This is a genomic window from Pseudoalteromonas sp. JB197 (assembly GCF_002332205.1).
Classification (GTDB): domain Bacteria; phylum Pseudomonadota; class Gammaproteobacteria; order Enterobacterales; family Alteromonadaceae; genus Pseudoalteromonas; species Pseudoalteromonas nigrifaciens.
Genome location: NZ_NRGZ01000001.1, coordinates 2,575,288 through 2,590,929, shown reverse-complemented (window position 1 = coordinate 2,590,929; position 15,642 = coordinate 2,575,288). Strand labels below are relative to the sequence as shown.

The following is a 15,642-nucleotide window of genomic DNA, read 5'->3' as shown; positions in this document are numbered from 1 at the left end:
GTTGAAAACGAATTAATTTATCTTTTGTTAAGTATTGATTAATAAAGGATCAGGTAATATTAATAAAACTGGTTGAGCTAGAACGAATTAGCTATATTTTTTTAATTGTTAAAATGGGAAGAAAACAATGAAATTAAAATCACTTACAATCGCAATCGCGTTAGCTGCAACTAGCGCATCAGCATTTGCAGCAGAAAAAACTGAAGGTTTTTACATTGGTGTGTTCGGTGACTATTACGATGCATCTTGGAAAAACTTAAACATGCACCAAAACTTGGAAGTTAATGAATCTGCAAGTTGGGGTGCTGAAGTTGGCTACCGTTTCAGTGATTACTGGAGTGCACGTCTTGAGTATGCAGATATGGACTTTAATGCATTTCTTAAAAATCCGATTCCTAATGGTAATCGTAACGACGTAGACGGCGAGCGTTTTGGTGTTGATGCACTTTACCACTTTGGTGGCGGTCCTTTCTATGGTTTATTTGGTATTAAAGAAGTAAAAGTAGCAACAGATAATACTTTCTTAAACGCAGGTGTTGGTTACCAGCACTTCATTACAGACGGCTTATTTGTTAACGCAGAAACATCTGTTTATCAAGGTCTTGACCGTGGTTATACCGATGTGAACGCTAAATTAGGTATTAACTATTTATTTGGTCAAAGCAGTACGCCTGTTGTGCCAGTTCAACCTGCTCCAGAGCCTGTTGTTGCACCAGTAGACACAGATAATGACGGTGTTATTGATGCTGACGACAAGTGCCCTAATACACCAATGGTAGATGCTGTTGATGCTGATGGTTGTACACTTTATGAAGATAAAGAAGTAACTGTTAAATTATTAGTAACTTTCCCTAATAATACAGCTGATGTACCAAATAAATACTTTGATGATATCAAGCAAGTTGCAGATTTCATGAAGGAAAATAGCGCAGTAACAGTGCAATTAGAAGGTCATGCTTCTGCACCAGGCGATGCTAGCTATAACCAATCACTATCTGAAAAGCGTGCAAAAGATGTAGCTGCAGAGTTAGTTAAAGATGGTATAGAAGAGTCTCGCATTTCTACAGTGGGTTACGGTGAAGACCGTCTTAAAAACCCAGCTAACACACGTGCTGCAAACGCAGAAAATCGTCGTGTTGAAGCGCAATTAACTGCTATAGAAAAAGTAAAAGTTAAGCGTTAATAGCTATTTATTTATATGAACCCAGCTTTACGCTGGGTTTTTTTATGCCTGTTAAAAACTCAAATTAAAAATAAATACTAATGATTCTTACTTAATAAACATTCATAGAAATTGATTTTACTTTATCTACTATTCATAATACTTATAGTCGGTATAATCAGTTGCTGAACTGGATAGATTTTCATCTACCTATAAAAGCTTTATAATTAAGCGTTAGAATACTATAAGTATTGGGTAACATTGCGCTTATGAAGCGCTACCGAATACTTTCACGTCACCAAGAGGGCAATATTGTGCTACAAGAATATCGTAAACACGTAGAAGAACGTGCCGCGTTAGGTATCGTACCAGCGCCATTAGATGCTCAGCAAACGGCTGATCTTATTGAATTAATCAAAACTCCACCGGCTGGTGAAGAAGAATTTATTCTCGACTTATTTGCTAATCGTGTACCGGCAGGTGTTGATGATGCAGCTTATATCAAAGCAGGGTTTTTAGCGGCAGTTGCTAAAGGTGAAACTAATTCTCCACTACTTTCTAAAGAAAAAGCGGCAGAATTATTAGGAACTATGCTAGGCGGTTACAATATCGCACCTATGATAGACCTACTTGATGACGACACACTTGCACCTATCGTAGTAAAAGGCCTTTCAAACACATTATTAATGTTTGATGCATTTTACGATGTAGAAGAAAAAGCAAAAGCGGGTAACACATTCGCTAAGCAAATTATTGAGTCTTGGGCAAATGCAGAATGGTTTACTAATAAACCAGCTGTTGCTGAAAAGATTTCAGTTACTGTATTTAAAGTAACTGGCGAAACAAATACGGATGACTTGTCACCTGCACCAGATGCATGGTCTCGTCCAGATATTCCACTACATGCTTTAGCTATGCTAAAAATTGAACGTGATGGTATCACTCCTGACAAACCAGGCGAAGTAGGCCCAATCACCCAACTAGAAGAATTAAAAACTAAAGGCTTACCACTAGCTTACGTTGGTGATGTTGTTGGTACGGGTTCTTCACGTAAATCTGCAACTAACTCAGTGCTTTGGTTTATGGGCGATGATATCCCGTTTGTACCAAATAAGCGTGTTGGCGGTGTATGTCTAGGTAATAAAATTGCACCAATCTTCTTTAACACTATGGAAGATTCTGGCGCTTTACCAATTGAGCTAAATGTTGATGAACTTAACATGGGCGAGCAAATTGACATCTACCCATACGAAGGTGTTGTTAAGCAGCATGGTACTGATAAAGTAATCTCTAAGTTTGAACTTAAATCTGAAGTGATTTTAGATGAAGTTCGTGCTGGTGGTCGTATTCCACTAATCATTGGTCGTGGTTTAACAGACAAAGCACGTACATCACTTGGTTTAGGTGCTACTGATATATTTAAAGTACCAACAGCAACTGAAGTATCAGATAAAGGCTTTACACTAGCGCAAAAAATGGTTGGTAAAGCATGTAACGTTGCAGGTATTCGCCCAGGTCAATACTGTGAGCCTAAAATGACAACGGTTGGCTCGCAAGATACAACAGGTCCTATGACACGTGATGAGCTTAAAGATTTAGCTTGTTTAGGTTTCTCTGCAGACTTAACAATGCAGTCTTTCTGTCATACATCGGCATACCCAAAACCTATTGATGTAAACACGCATCACACGCTTCCTGATTTCATCATGAACCGTGGCGGCGTTTCACTTCGCCCTGGTGACGGTATTATTCACTCATGGTTAAACCGTATGTTATTACCAGATACCGTAGGTACTGGTGGTGATTCGCATACACGTTTCCCATTAGGTATTTCATTCCCAGCTGGTTCGGGTGCAGTAGCATTCGCAGCAGCAACAGGTGTTATGCCTCTTGATATGCCTGAGTCAATTTTGGTTCGTTTTAAAGGCGAAATGCAACCAGGTATCACATTACGTGACCTTGTACATGCAATCCCTTACTACGGTATCAAGCAAGGCTTATTAACAGTTGAGAAAAAAGGTAAAATCAACGAGTTCTCTGGTCGCGTACTAGAAATTGAAGGCGTTGAGCACCTAACTGTTGAGCAAGCGTTTGAATTATCAGATGCATCTGCTGAGCGTTCAGCTGCAGGTTGTACGGTTAAGCTTTCAAAAGAGTCTATTTCTGAATACCTAGAATCAAACATTGTTATGCTTAAGTGGATGATCTCTGAAGGTTATGGCGATGTACGTACGATTGAACGTCGTATTAATGCAATGCAAGACTGGTTAGCTAATCCTGAGCTTATGGAAGCAGATAAAGATGCTGAATACGCTCACGTAGTTGAAATCGACTTAGCTGAGATTAAAGAGCCAGTTCTTTGTGCTCCAAATGATCCAGATGACGCGCGTTTACTTTCTGATGTTGCTGGCGAGAAAATTGATGAAGTATTCATCGGTTCTTGTATGACTAACATTGGTCACTTCCGCGCGGCTGGTAAGTTACTAGATGGCTTTAAAGGTCAACTACCTACTCAGCTTTGGGTTGCTCCACCTACTAAGATGGACAAAGACCAACTAATTGAAGAAGGCTACTATGGCATCTTTGGTCGTGTTGGCGCACGTATAGAAACTCCAGGTTGTTCATTATGTATGGGTAACCAAGCACGTGTTGCTGATAAAGCAACGGTAGTGTCTACCTCTACACGTAACTTCCCTAACCGTTTAGGTAATGGTGCAAATGTATTTTTAGCATCATCTGAACTTGCTGCAGTTGCGGCAATTATCGGTCGATTGCCAACTGCTGCTGAGTATCAAGAATATGCAGCGAAGATCAATGCAACAGCGTCAGATACATATCGCTACTTGAACTTCCATCGCATGCCTGCTTACACTAAAAAAGCAGACAACGTGATCATTCAACAAGCAGTATAATTTTTACAGCTTATTTAAAAACCCGCTTTTGCGGGTTTTTTTATTGGCAAAAATAAATTTTAGATAGTTAATGTTGTTTTTTTGCATTTATTGTATTAATTTTGGTGGTTAATTGTTTTGAAGTTAAATAATAAAGCAATAAATCCTCTTTGCATGCATTAAAATCTCTGCAATATTATAATTACTATAGCAGGATTTTTATGACCGCTTTAAACCCCCAGAATTTACTGCAGCTGCGTTTTATTAACCAAACAAATATTGATTTGGTTAAGCCTTCTTTTGATAACCTGCCGACTAATCCTTATGCAGATGGTGCCTTTCGTAAACGCCGTTACTCTGTAGTTAAACTACAAAATGGTGAGCTAAAGCTACAAGCAACAAAAGCATTTGTACAAGATGATGCAATTAATACCTTTCAGGGTAATGTTGAGCGTAGTTACGAAAATTTAGAGCAAAGCCTACTTGAGTCAGCGGGCATGAAAAGTATTGTGAATGAGTTTCGTCAAATTACCGGGATTGATGAAGAACGTGATATCGAAATTCACCAATTTCGTATGTTAGCCATTGATAGTGATACGCCTGCAGCGCCAGAAGGCGTGCACCAAGATGGTTTTGATCATGTGTGTGTATGTGGTGTATCGCATGAAAACTTAGAGGGCGGTGAATTGCTTGTATACGAAAACAAGCAAGCCGATCCCTGTTTTAAAATGGCCATAAAAGACGGTATGTTTGCAGTAATTAACGACCGTCAAGTGTGGCATAACGCTACTCCAATGAATAAACTTGATGCCAGTAAGCCAGGTTACCTGGATTGCTTTGTATTAACGTCTTAAGGAATGAGCATGAATATAACGCAATTACGTGAGCAATTTCCGGCATTAATGCAAAGCGTTAATGGTAAATCTCCCGTGTTTTTAGACGGCCCCGGTGGCTCGCAAGTACCGCAATCGGTACTTAACGCTATGACTGCTTATTTGGGTTATTACAACTCAAATTTAGGTGGAGCATTTTTCTCAAGCGATAAAACCGTTGAGCTAATGGCAAATGCTCGCCAAGCTGCTGCCGATTTACTCAATGCGCCCAGCCCACAACAAATTGTATTTGGTCCGAATATGACCAGCTTAACGTTTAGCTTTAGCCGCGCAATTTCACGCGACTGGCAAACGGGTGATGAAATTATTGTCACTAACGCGGATCACTTTTCTAACGTTTCGTCGTGGCAGCAAGCCGCAGAAGATAAAGGTGTTAAAGTTAATACTGCGCTTATTAACGAAACCGACTGCACACTCAATATGGCCCAGTTCGAGAGTTTACTAAACAGTAATACTAAGCTGGTAGCGGTAACTTATGCCTCTAATACCACAGGTTCAATTAACAATATTAAACGTATTGTAGAGCTTGCTCACAACGTAGGTGCGCTGGTATATGTTGACGCCGTACATTATGCACCGCACGAACTTGTAGACGTACAAGTACTCAATTGCGACTTTTTAGCCTGCTCAGCGTACAAATTTTTTGGCCCGCATTTAGGTATGGTTTATGGCAAAAAAGAACATTTAGAAGGGTTTACCCCGTATAAAGTTGAGCCAGCTAAAGACGTAGCGCCAGGTCGCTGGGAAACTGGCACACAAAGCTTTGAAGCCATGGCTGGTTTTATAGCGGCGGTTGATTACATTGCAGCAATTAGCGAGCTTGACGACAGCCATTCACGCCGCGAAAAGTTAAGTGTTGCCTTTGCTAAAACCAAGCAACACGAAATGGCGCTGAGTGAATACTTTTTAACGCGCTTAGTTAATTACCCGCGTATTAAATTGTTTGGTATAGATGACTTAGATCGTTTAAATGAGCGTACGCCTACTTTTGCGTTAACTTTTGAAGGTTTAGAGCCGCGCGCTGTATCTGAATGTTTAGGTAAGCAACATATTTGTGTATGGGACGGCAACTTTTACGCGCAAGGTTTGTGTGAGCAATTAGGCGTACTTGATAAAGGTGGCGTAGTGCGCATTGGTTGCATGCACTACAACACCACCGCAGAGCTTGATCAGTTATTTAATTTGTTTGATGAGCTACTAGGTTAATATACATAAAAAAGGTGCGCTAGCTCTTTGGCGCACCGTATATTTGCTCTGCGCGGTTAAACAGTACCCACGAGGTTAAAATATACTTATCGTTAGATACTGGCTTATTGCCACGGTGAGTGTGAGTAAAGTAGCCGGGCGCTATTACTATAGTGCCTTTTTTAGGCGCAATTTTACGCTTTTGATAATAAAACTCCGTTTCCCCACCTTGTTCAACATCGTTCAAATAAAACATAAACAGCAATACTCTATGTAGCGCCTCGTTATGATTTAACTGCGGATAAACTTCGCTGTGCCAATACGGGTAACCGCCTTTATTAACTTGGTATTTTTGCGCCTGAATATTTCCTAGCCTAAAAATTTGCTGCACTAATAAGGGCAGTTGTGGTTTACCCACTTCATCAAAGTTTGCGTGTGTTAAGTCAACAGGTTCGCCACTTTTAGGGTGATACACTTTTAGGCCAAAGGCACCAATCATAATAAAAATATGTTCTTCAATGTATTTAAAAACATACTGTGCAGTGGTTTGTTGAATGTGTTTTAATTGCTCAACGTATTCCGGATGATTGTTTAAGTGCAAGTCGTGGCTATCTTTTTTATTTAAATCGATACCGCCAGATGTCATCCCTTGTTTTATATGCGGGCTTTGAGAAAAGGTAGTGATAAAGTTATCACAAAAGTCATTGCTGAGCGCGTTATCGTATACGCGAATAAAGTCCGTCATAGTTTACCTTTATATAATTATTATTGGATTATTATGTTTATTGAAAAAGTGATGCCGCGCTTTAGTGAAACAGATGCGCTAGGACATATTAACAATACCGTACTCCCTGTATGGTTTGAAGCTTCGCGTGCGCCTATTTTTAGGTTTTTTACCCCAGATTTAAACCCACATGACTGGAAGCTAATTATTGCCAAAGTCGAAGTGTCGTTTGTTGGTGAGTTATTTTATGGCCATGAAGTAACCATTAAAACCTCAGTAGAGCATGTAGGTACCAGCTCATTTGTATTACGCCAAGAAGCTCACCAGCAAGGTAACTGCTGTGCAGTTGGTAAAACGGTATTGGTACGTTACGATTTTGCAGCAAAAGCAAAGCAATCGCTTTCAGTATCTGAAAAATCGTCACTTAATGAGCATTTAGCCCCGGCTAGCTAGTTTGGTAAATGTTTACAGCGGTATTGAGCCATTATAATTTTGAATATACTGGCTCAGCGCTGTTATTTGCTCAGTATTAAAACGCAAACCTAACTTACTACGACGCCACAATATATCCTCGGCGCAGCGAGCCCACTCGCTATTAACTAAATAATTTACTTCAGTGGCGTATAAACCATGGCCAAAATGCTGGCCTAAATCAGCTACGCTTTGGGCATCTGTAAGTAGGGTATAAGTGCCAGTACCGTAACTGCGTATAAAGCGATTTAAAATAAACTCAGGCAACCATGCGTACTTTACCTGTAGTTGTTGCTTTAATACTACCTTTGATGAAAAGTCGCCACCGGGTAATGGAGTGTTTTTTGTCCATGTTTGGCCCATATGCGGATAAAAGCTGGCGAGTTCGTTTACTGCGTTTTCAGCGAGCTTGCGATAAGTGGTAATTTTCCCACCAAATACACTTAGCAGTGGTGCCTGGTTATTATTGCTCGATAATATCAGTTTGTAGTCGCGAGTAACGGCTTGTGCGTCGCATGAGTTATCATCTAGTAAGGGGCGTACACCACTAAAGGTATGCACTATGTCGTTATGAGTAAGTTGTTTTTTAAAGTAATTATTAGTAATGCCAATTAAGTAATCGACTTCTTTATCGCTAATTTTTACATCTGCTATATTGTCGCTGTATTCTTCATCTGTAGTGCCAATCAGTGAATAGTCATCTTCAAATGGGGTAACAAAAATAATACGCTGATCTTTATTTTGTAAAATATAGGCCTGCGGCTCAGTGTGAATACGCGGCACAATAATATGGCTGCCTTTAACTAAGCGAATATTATGTGGCGACGGCCCAGTAATTACCTCATCAAAAAGTGATGCAACCCAAGGGCCCGCTGCATTAACAACTCCTTTAGCAACTATAGAACATTGCTTTTTGCTACCTTGTTGCTCTAAGGTCACACTCCAATTATTGTTATTGCGAACTACTTTAATACAGCGCGTGCGGCTTAAAATGGTTGCACCTTTTTGCTGTGCTGCTAACGCATTTAAAATAACTAACCTCGAATCATCAACCCAGCCATCAGCGTATTCAAAACCGCGGGTAATAGTATTATTCAATATACTATCGCGGGTAAATTTAATTGATTTTGATGCGGGTAAAGTAATGCGTTTGGCAAGATGGTCGTATATAAACAACCCAATTCTAATCATCCAGTAAGGGCGTAAATGCGCTTGATGTGGCAGCCTAAAAGATAGCGGCCACATAATATGTGGGGCATTTTTTAATAACACTTCACGCTCTTTAAGTGCCTCTTTTACTAGCCTAAATTGGTAATGCTCTAAATAGCGTAGTCCACCATGAATAAGTTTACTGCTACTTGATGATGTAGCAGAGGCTAAATCATTTTGCTCACACAGTAATACTTTTAAGCCTCTACCGGCGGCGTCAGCCGCAATACCAGTGCCATTAACGCCACCGCCAATAACCAGTAAATCATATTCATTATCGAGTAATTTCACTGAATACCTCTTTATTAATTTAATCGATGGCATATCAATAGCCAATAACACTATCGCATTAGCAGTCGTCTTTTGTTGCGTTATTTGAAAGTGTGACTTGTGCTATACAGTGCTGCCATTTTGCGTATAAATCGTTACGTTCATCTATGCTCATGGTTGGTTCAAAACGACGGTCGCATTGCCACATAGTAGTTAATTGCTCCGTTGACTTATAAATCCCAGTTTGCAGCCCTGCTAAATAGGCAACACCCAGAGAGGTTGTTTCTGTTAGCGCTGGGCGTTCCACACTTGCGCCTAAAATATTAGCTAAAAACTGCATGGCCCAATTATTTTTTGCCATGCCACCGTCCACGCGCAAAATACTTGGGCGCAGGCCATCACCTTCCATGGCTTTTTGTAAATCTTTGGTTTGATAGCCAACAGACTGCAGCGCCGCTGCTACTATAGTGCTAATGCCCGAATCACGGGTTAAACCTAAAATAGCACCACGGGCATTGGCATCCCAGTATGGGGCGCCTAAACCGGTAAACGAAGGCACTAAAAATACGCCGTGATCCAGTGGCACGTCTTTGACCATAGCCTCGCTGTCGCCGGCATGTTCAAGTAGCTTTAAGCCCTCAAAAATCCATTGCATAGTGGCACCCGCCATAAAAATACTGCCCTCTATAGCGTAGGTCACTCTACCATTGAGCCTGTAAGCCACAGTAGTTAATAAGCGGTTATTAGAGGTAAGGGCTTTATCGCCCGTATTAAGCATTAAAAAGCAGCCCGTTCCGTAGGTACTTTTAGCCATGCCTTCTTTAAAGCAAGCTTGACCAATTAATGCGGCTTGCTGATCCCCCGCCATAGCGCAAATTTTAATCGGTTCACCAAAAATTTCACTGCTGGTACTGCCAAACTCGGCTGCGCTGTCCATCACTTCTGGAAGCATAGAGTGTGGAATATTAAACTGCGTTAGTAACTCTTCATCCCAACATTGCTGATGTATATTAAATAATAGTGTACGTGAGGCGTTGGTGGCATCAGTACGGTGTACTTTGCCAGCGGTTAAATGCCACAGTAAATAACTGTCAACCGTACCAAATGCTAGCTCGCCGGCTAGCGCTTGTTGCTGTGCATCGGCAACATTATCTAAAATCCAGCGAATTTTAGAGGCTGAAAAGTACGGATCTAATAATAGCCCAGTTTTATCGCTAATTTTTTTACTGAGTTTATCGCTACGTATTTGCTCGCAATACTCGCTGGTACGGCGATCTTGCCACACAATGGCATTATAAATTGGTTGGCCAGTCTTTTTATTCCATACTAAAGTGGTTTCGCGCTGGTTAGTGATACCAATGGCAATGACCTGCTCGGCTGTAACCTGGTTATTAGCCAGTACTGTTTTACAGGTACTTAGTACGGTTTGTAAAATATCGTTAGGGTCATGCTCAACCCAGCCATTATTGGGAAAGTGCTGCGGGAATGTTTGCTGAACAGTATCAACTACCTTGGCATCTTTGGTAAATAAAATAGCCCGAGAGCTGGTAGTTCCTTGATCAATCGAGAGTATGTATTTAGACATAAGCTTAACGTTATTTATCTTAGATACAGATAGCTTGTCTGCAAGTTAAATTAATAGCAATGCTTTTTAAATATTAGGAAGGGCTGTTATAGCTATAACGCTGTAATTTATACCAAGGGTGGTGGCAGTGTATATTAAGAAGCAAGAGTAATAAGAGCCCATAAGTCAGAGGGCTCTTAAATACAATGAGTATAAATTGCGCTTAGCTGGCTTTTAACAATTGTTGATGTAGCCAATCTTTTAACACCACACGGTCATGTTTTAATTGCAGCATTTCCTCGTCATCGATAGGCGCGTCTTGCAGCTCTAAGGTACGAATTTCTTTATCAAGCGCGTTGTATTTTTTGGCTTTATCTGCAAACTCTGGATCATTGCTATTGAGTTTTTTAATGGTATTTAGGTGCTCAGGAAAGTCTTGAGTTAATGAATGATCTTCGCCTAACATAGGTACTCCTTAACGGTGCGTGTAATAAATGTGTTTTAAAAATAACACGCTTAGGGTTTAGTTAAATTCAGATTGTATGGGTATTTATCGAAATTTTCCGAGAAAACCCATTGATCGACGCGAAGCGGCGTCGATGGGTAGTTCACGTACGCCATAATATTAGAGCTGGGGGTTGCTTGAGTATAAATCAACACATAGCCGTTATTAATTATTATTACGGAAATACTTATATATCACTATACAAAGCACTGACACTCAAAGATGCTTAAGTTAGAATACAAAATGCAACAACTCCTCGCAAACAATAACTATTTTGAGTGCTTTATTACATGCTTTTAATGATCGACAATTACGACTCGTTTACCTATAACTTGGTACAGTACTTTCAGCGTTTAGATCAAGAGGTACTGGTTAAGCGCAACGACCAAATAACGCTTGGCCAAATTAAGCAGTTAAATCCTCAACATATTGTTATATCACCCGGTCCTAAAAGCCCAAGCGAAGCGGGTATTTCATTAACTATTGTTGAGCAATTAAAAGGGCAGTATCCTATTTTAGGAATTTGCTTAGGGCATCAAACTATTGCCCAAGCCTTAGGAGCAAAGGTGGTGCGTGCTAAAAAAGTAATGCACGGTAAAACATCGCCAATTTACCATAGCGATCAAGGAGTATTTAAAGGTTTAGCTAAGCCCTTAACGGTATGTCGGTATCATTCTTTAATTGTTGAGGCACAGTCGCTGCCTAAAGAGTTGCAAGTAACAGCCTGGACACAAACCCAGCAAGGTGAGTTTGACGAAATTATGGGATTATTACATACAGACTTAGCACTTGAAGGTGTACAATTTCATCCGGAAGCTATTTTAACTGAGCAAGGTTTAGCGTTACTTGATAACTTTTTAACTCGCTTCTAAGCTTATAGTATTAAGTAAATATCATTACATTAAAGGCAGAGAGCCATGACCGAAATAGTGCAGCAACCGCGTATTGTTAAAATGCTTAATCAACGAGCACATGATTTGTTGCTTGGTCATAACTTTGCTCATCAACAAATTGGCTTTATTCATACGCTAGAAATAGACTATGGCGAACCACTAAAGCAACGCACATTACTTGAAGTAGAGGTTGCCGCTCAGCAAAAGCGCAAGCTAAAAAGTACCGCGCATCATAAATATCGTGCAGCAGCGAGCGAGCAACTGCATAAAGCAATAGAAAAAATGATGTCTGAGCAGCTTAGCGATATAGACAGTGTTATTCAAAACACCATAGGTGTAGAGGACAGCGTATGTGCCATGTTAGATATTTTAGCCACAAAAAGCGCATCGGTTGGGCGCTTAGAGCCTTTAGTTAACGACCTAAGCTGGCTTGGCAGAGAGTTAGTTACTTTAGTTAACTTGCCTTATTATCGTAATCAGCGCAGCAAAAATACCGCAGTGAAAGTAGATAGCCCCGCTTTAGCGCTGCGTTATATTGGCCTAGATAACTTACAGCTAGTAGTACCAACTTTTGCAGTGCGCCATTGGATGCCTTATAGCACAGAGCCTTTTTCGTTACTAAAAAGGCGCTTAAAAGAAAGCGCCATGGCGAATGCTATTGCGGCACAAAAAATTGCTGAAGTTAACGAGGTTAACCCAAGCCATGCTTTTACTTTAGGGATGTTATTAAACGTGGGGCAAATAGCCTTAGTGCGTTTATATTTAAAAGTGTTTGAGCAAATTTGGCAGCGAAAAGTACAATTTGCTCGCACTACAGCGAATAAAGGCTTGCATACTGCATTGTTAGAGCTAAAACCAGACCCTTTATTTTTAACCACCTTACTGAGCGAACAGTCGTTGGCTATTAGCGCTAAAATAATTGAAAAAATGGCCTTTAAGTATTTGCCGTTTAATAGCGTAATGCAGCAACTTGTTAATGGGGTAGAAAAAGGCGATACAGCGCTGCCTTTAACGCAGGTAATGCTAAAAGCACGATGTTACTCTCAGTACTTAACGCTAAAGCAGCATCAGCTAGTTGAACCGGATGAAACGCTTAGTTGGTTTTCGTACTTTAAGTTCACCAAAAAAGAGCTAAAAGCACTCCAAGCAAGCAATTTTAATAATCTTGCTATTCAAATTGATTAAATTTGTTAATTTTTTTGCGACTATCCATTCACTTTTTATTATCTCTTTTCAATACATTTCCCCGTTTAAAGTGAGGCGCGCTCGTTGTTCAGGCGCTTTATTGGCTAAAAACGAGTTGCATAAAGCAAGCAAATAGTTATTCACTATCTATGAAATTATATCTCAAGCCCTTTATTATCAAGGGTTACATGAAAGTTTTTGAAGAGACATAATCAATGTTTTCTGAAATAATAAGCGTCTGAAAATTGAACCACACAGCCCTTTTTAGGCAAATATCGCTATACTGAGTTTGCTAAAAAACACATATGCTACAGGTTACCACACAGCTATTTACGGCTTTGTGATGTACACAATTAAGAGGAAATAAAATGACAGTCAATCGCGAATTATTTGATCACGTAATGGTTCCTAACTACGCACCTTCAAGCGTAATTCCAGTTCGAGGCGAAGGCTCTCGCGTATGGGATCAACAAGGTCGAGAGTTTATCGACTTTGCTGGTGGTATTGCCGTTAACTGTCTTGGCCATTGCCACCCTGCATTAGTAGGCGCATTAAAAGAGCAAGGCGAAAAGCTTTGGCATCTATCAAATGTAATGACCAACGAGCCAGCATTACGCTTAGCTAAAAAAATGGTTGATGTAACCTTTGCCGAAAAAGTTTACTTTGCCAACTCAGGCGCAGAAGCAAACGAAGCAGCACTTAAATTAGCGCGTCGTTTTGCCCTTGATCAATTTGGCGCAGAAAAATCACAAATCATCGCATTCAACAAAGGTTTCCACGGCCGTACATTCTTTACCGTAACTGTTGGTGGCCAAGCGGCATACTCAGATGGTTTTGGTCCTAAGCCAGGCGACATTGTACATTGTGATTACAACGACCTGGCAGCATTTGAAGCACTTATTAGCGACAAAACATGTGCCGTAATGATGGAGCCACTACAAGGTGAAGGCGGTATTGTTTCGCCAACTGACGAATTTGCACAAGGCGTTCGTGATTTATGTACTAAACATAATGCACTGCTTATTTTTGATGAAGTGCAAACAGGTGTTGGCCGTACAGGTAACTTATACGCATACCAAGGTTTAAACGTTGTTCCTGACATTTTAACTACGGCTAAAGCATTGGGCGGCGGTTTTCCTATTGGTGCTATGATCACCACAACTGAAATTGCACAACACCTTAAAGTAGGTACGCATGGTTCTACTTATGGTGGTAACCCATTAGCGTGCGCCGTTGCCGAAGCAGCATTCGATACTGTAAATACCCCAGAAGTACTTGCTGGTGTAACAGCAAAAGCAGCATTATTTAACCAACTACTTACTGAAATTAATAATAAATACCACGTGTTTAGCGAAATTCGCGGCCAAGGTTTATTAATTGGTGCAGTAGTAAGCGAGCAATACAAAGGTCGTGCAAAAGAGTTTTTAGTGGCAGGTACTGAGCACGGTCTTATGTCATTAGTTGCCGGTGCTGACGTGGTTCGCTTTACACCATCATTAGTTATCCCAGAAGCCGACATTCGTGAAGGTATGGCACGCTTTGAAAAAGCAGTAGCCAGTGTTGTAAGCGCTTAACATAGCCAAACAATATCTATTAAGGGCAGACCTAGTTTGCCCTCTAATTTTAATTTACCGTTATAATATAAGGGAGTAAGCGGGTTTATGATGATCCTTCGCCCAATCCAACAAAGTGACTACCCTGCATTAGTGAAAATAGCCCACGAATCGGGTCATGGCTTTACTTCTTTACCTAATAATGAAAAGTTATTGCAAAAGAAAATAGATCATTCGGTTAGCTCATTTGCAAAAGCTGCTACCGAGCCGGGCGACGAAGGTTATTTATTTGTACTAGAGGACACCGAAACCGGTGAAGTAGTTGGCACCTCAGGTATAGAAGCCGCTGTTGGCTTAGATGATGCATTTTATCACTATCATTTAAGTAAAGTGATTCATTCTTCACGCACTCTAAACGTATATAAAGCAGTTGATATTTTAACGCTTTGTAACGATTACACCGGCGCTACAGAGCTATGTACATTATTTTTGAAAGACGCATACCGCAAAAACAGTAACGGTAAATTACTTTCAAAATCGCGTTTTATGTTTATTAAGCAGCATCAGCAGCGTTTTGCACAAACCGTCATTGCAGAAATGCGTGGTGTGTCTGACGACAATGGCAGCAGCCCATTTTGGCAATGGCTAGAAGAGCACTTTTTTTCAATGGACTTTCCAACTGCCGACTACTTAACAGGCATAGGCCAAAAAGTATTTATTGCTGAATTAATGCCTAAGTACCCAATTTACGTTAATTTGCTCAGCAAAAATGCGCAAGCTGTTATTGGTAAAGTACACGACAACACACGCCCAGCAATTGAGCTATTAAAAAGTGAAGGTTTTACCTTTAATGGGTATGTTGATATTTTTGATGCCGGCCCCACAGTTGAAGCAAAAGTAGATAACATTGCCACCATTCGCAATGCTAAACACTTTAAAGTTGAAATAGGTGAACCAAGTGGCGACACCATGGTGTTATTAGCCAACGAAAAGCTTACAGACTTTAGAGCAACTGTAGTGCCTATGACGTTCGATGAGCGCATGAGCAGCATAGTAATAACGCAACAAGTAGCCGATGCACTGTATTTACAAGCGGGCGATAGCGTAAGCGCAACCACGATTTAATTTAGGAGAAAG

13 protein-coding genes are annotated in these 15,642 nt (G+C 40.5%); 9 read left to right on the top strand and 4 right to left on the bottom strand.

Features of this window, described 5'->3' with window-relative positions; all coding sequences use genetic code 11:
* Nucleotides 1-127: 127 nt before the first annotated feature.
* The 4 genes from CIK86_RS12265 to CIK86_RS12250 all read left to right on the top strand — a co-directional run bounded on the left by CIK86_RS12265 (nucleotide 128) and on the right by CIK86_RS12250 (nucleotide 6,152).
* Entirely contained in the window at nucleotides 128-1,183 is a 1,056-nt protein-coding gene (locus tag CIK86_RS12265) for an OmpA family protein (protein ID WP_086993818.1), read from the top strand.
* Between the two features lie 293 nt (nucleotides 1,184-1,476).
* Nucleotides 1,477-4,074, top strand: coding sequence for a bifunctional aconitate hydratase 2/2-methylisocitrate dehydratase (gene acnB, locus CIK86_RS12260; RefSeq protein WP_011326902.1), 2,598 nt, complete (start codon nucleotides 1,477-1,479; stop codon nucleotides 4,072-4,074).
* Nucleotides 4,075-4,274: 200 nt separating this feature from the next.
* The gene (locus CIK86_RS12255) at nucleotides 4,275-4,907 is read left to right on the top strand and encodes a 2OG-Fe dioxygenase family protein (protein ID WP_011326903.1); all 633 of its coding nucleotides are present in this window, start codon (nucleotides 4,275-4,277) and stop codon (nucleotides 4,905-4,907) included.
* Nucleotides 4,908-4,916: 9 nt separating this feature from the next.
* Nucleotides 4,917-6,152 carry a cysteine desulfurase-like protein gene (locus CIK86_RS12250; RefSeq protein ID WP_086993821.1) on the top strand — a complete coding sequence of 412 codons (1,236 nt, stop codon included), beginning with the start codon at nucleotides 4,917-4,919 and terminating at the stop codon, nucleotides 6,150-6,152.
* 19 nt (nucleotides 6,153-6,171) lie between these two features.
* Here CIK86_RS12250 and CIK86_RS12245 read toward each other — a convergent pair whose 3' ends face one another.
* Entirely contained in the window at nucleotides 6,172-6,876 is a 705-nt protein-coding gene (locus CIK86_RS12245) for a 2OG-Fe(II) oxygenase (protein WP_086993824.1), read from the bottom strand.
* 33 nt (nucleotides 6,877-6,909) lie between these two features.
* Here CIK86_RS12245 and CIK86_RS12240 point away from each other — a divergent pair, with 33 nt between their 5' ends.
* Nucleotides 6,910-7,308, top strand: a complete 399-nt coding sequence (locus tag CIK86_RS12240) for an acyl-CoA thioesterase (RefSeq protein WP_011326906.1) — start codon at nucleotides 6,910-6,912, stop codon at nucleotides 7,306-7,308.
* A gap of 12 nt (nucleotides 7,309-7,320) precedes the next feature.
* Here the strand turns inward: CIK86_RS12240 and glpD are convergent, their stop codons facing one another.
* From glpD to CIK86_RS12225, 3 genes are all read right to left on the bottom strand, one after another.
* Nucleotides 7,321-8,826, bottom strand: a complete 1,506-nt coding sequence (gene glpD / locus CIK86_RS12235) for a glycerol-3-phosphate dehydrogenase (protein ID WP_086993826.1) — start codon at nucleotides 8,824-8,826, stop codon at nucleotides 7,321-7,323.
* Between the two features lie 58 nt (nucleotides 8,827-8,884).
* On the bottom strand, nucleotides 8,885-10,390 hold the full coding sequence (gene glpK, locus CIK86_RS12230) for a glycerol kinase GlpK (protein ID WP_086993829.1): 1,506 nt from the start codon (nucleotides 10,388-10,390) through the stop codon (nucleotides 8,885-8,887).
* 202 nt (nucleotides 10,391-10,592) lie between these two features.
* On the bottom strand, nucleotides 10,593-10,835 hold the full coding sequence (locus CIK86_RS12225; RefSeq protein WP_011326909.1) for a YdcH family protein: 243 nt from the start codon (nucleotides 10,833-10,835) through the stop codon (nucleotides 10,593-10,595).
* A 329-nt stretch (nucleotides 10,836-11,164) separates the two neighbouring features.
* Between CIK86_RS12225 and CIK86_RS12220 the strand changes: the two genes are divergently transcribed.
* From CIK86_RS12220 to astA, 4 genes are all read left to right on the top strand, one after another.
* On the top strand, nucleotides 11,165-11,746 hold the full coding sequence (locus CIK86_RS12220) for an aminodeoxychorismate/anthranilate synthase component II (protein ID WP_086993832.1): 582 nt from the start codon (nucleotides 11,165-11,167) through the stop codon (nucleotides 11,744-11,746).
* A 45-nt stretch (nucleotides 11,747-11,791) separates the two neighbouring features.
* Complete coding sequence (locus CIK86_RS12215) at nucleotides 11,792-12,952, top strand: HDOD domain-containing protein (RefSeq protein ID WP_086993836.1); 1,161 nt, start codon at nucleotides 11,792-11,794, stop codon at nucleotides 12,950-12,952.
* 368 nt (nucleotides 12,953-13,320) lie between these two features.
* Entirely contained in the window at nucleotides 13,321-14,526 is a 1,206-nt protein-coding gene (locus CIK86_RS12210; RefSeq protein ID WP_086993839.1) for an aspartate aminotransferase family protein, read from the top strand.
* Nucleotides 14,527-14,613: 87 nt separating this feature from the next.
* Nucleotides 14,614-15,630 (top strand): arginine N-succinyltransferase, encoded by a 1,017-nt coding sequence (astA, locus tag CIK86_RS12205; RefSeq protein WP_086993843.1) that lies wholly within the window; start codon nucleotides 14,614-14,616, stop codon nucleotides 15,628-15,630.
* Nucleotides 15,631-15,642: the final 12 nt, after the last annotated feature.

Excerpts from the sequence above, each read along its gene's own strand:
- CIK86_RS12265 (WP_086993818.1), top strand. The coding sequence starts at position 128 with ATGAAATTAAAATCACTTACAATCGCAATCGCGTTAGCTGCAACTAGC.
- CIK86_RS12255 (WP_011326903.1), top strand. The coding sequence starts at position 4,275 with ATGACCGCTTTAAACCCCCAGAATTTACTGCAGCTGCGTTTTATTAAC.
- CIK86_RS12250 (WP_086993821.1), top strand. The coding sequence starts at position 4,917 with ATGAATATAACGCAATTACGTGAGCAATTTCCGGCATTAATGCAAAGC.
- CIK86_RS12245 (WP_086993824.1), bottom strand. The coding sequence starts at position 6,876 with ATGACGGACTTTATTCGCGTATACGATAACGCGCTCAGCAATGACTTT.
- CIK86_RS12240 (WP_011326906.1), top strand. The coding sequence starts at position 6,910 with ATGTTTATTGAAAAAGTGATGCCGCGCTTTAGTGAAACAGATGCGCTA.
- glpK (WP_086993829.1), bottom strand. The coding sequence starts at position 10,390 with ATGTCTAAATACATACTCTCGATTGATCAAGGAACTACCAGCTCTCGG.
- CIK86_RS12225 (WP_011326909.1), bottom strand. The coding sequence starts at position 10,835 with ATGTTAGGCGAAGATCATTCATTAACTCAAGACTTTCCTGAGCACCTA.
- CIK86_RS12220 (WP_086993832.1), top strand. The coding sequence starts at position 11,165 with ATGCTTTTAATGATCGACAATTACGACTCGTTTACCTATAACTTGGTA.
- CIK86_RS12215 (WP_086993836.1), top strand. The coding sequence starts at position 11,792 with ATGACCGAAATAGTGCAGCAACCGCGTATTGTTAAAATGCTTAATCAA.
- CIK86_RS12210 (WP_086993839.1), top strand. The coding sequence starts at position 13,321 with ATGACAGTCAATCGCGAATTATTTGATCACGTAATGGTTCCTAACTAC.
- astA (WP_086993843.1), top strand. The coding sequence starts at position 14,614 with ATGATGATCCTTCGCCCAATCCAACAAAGTGACTACCCTGCATTAGTG.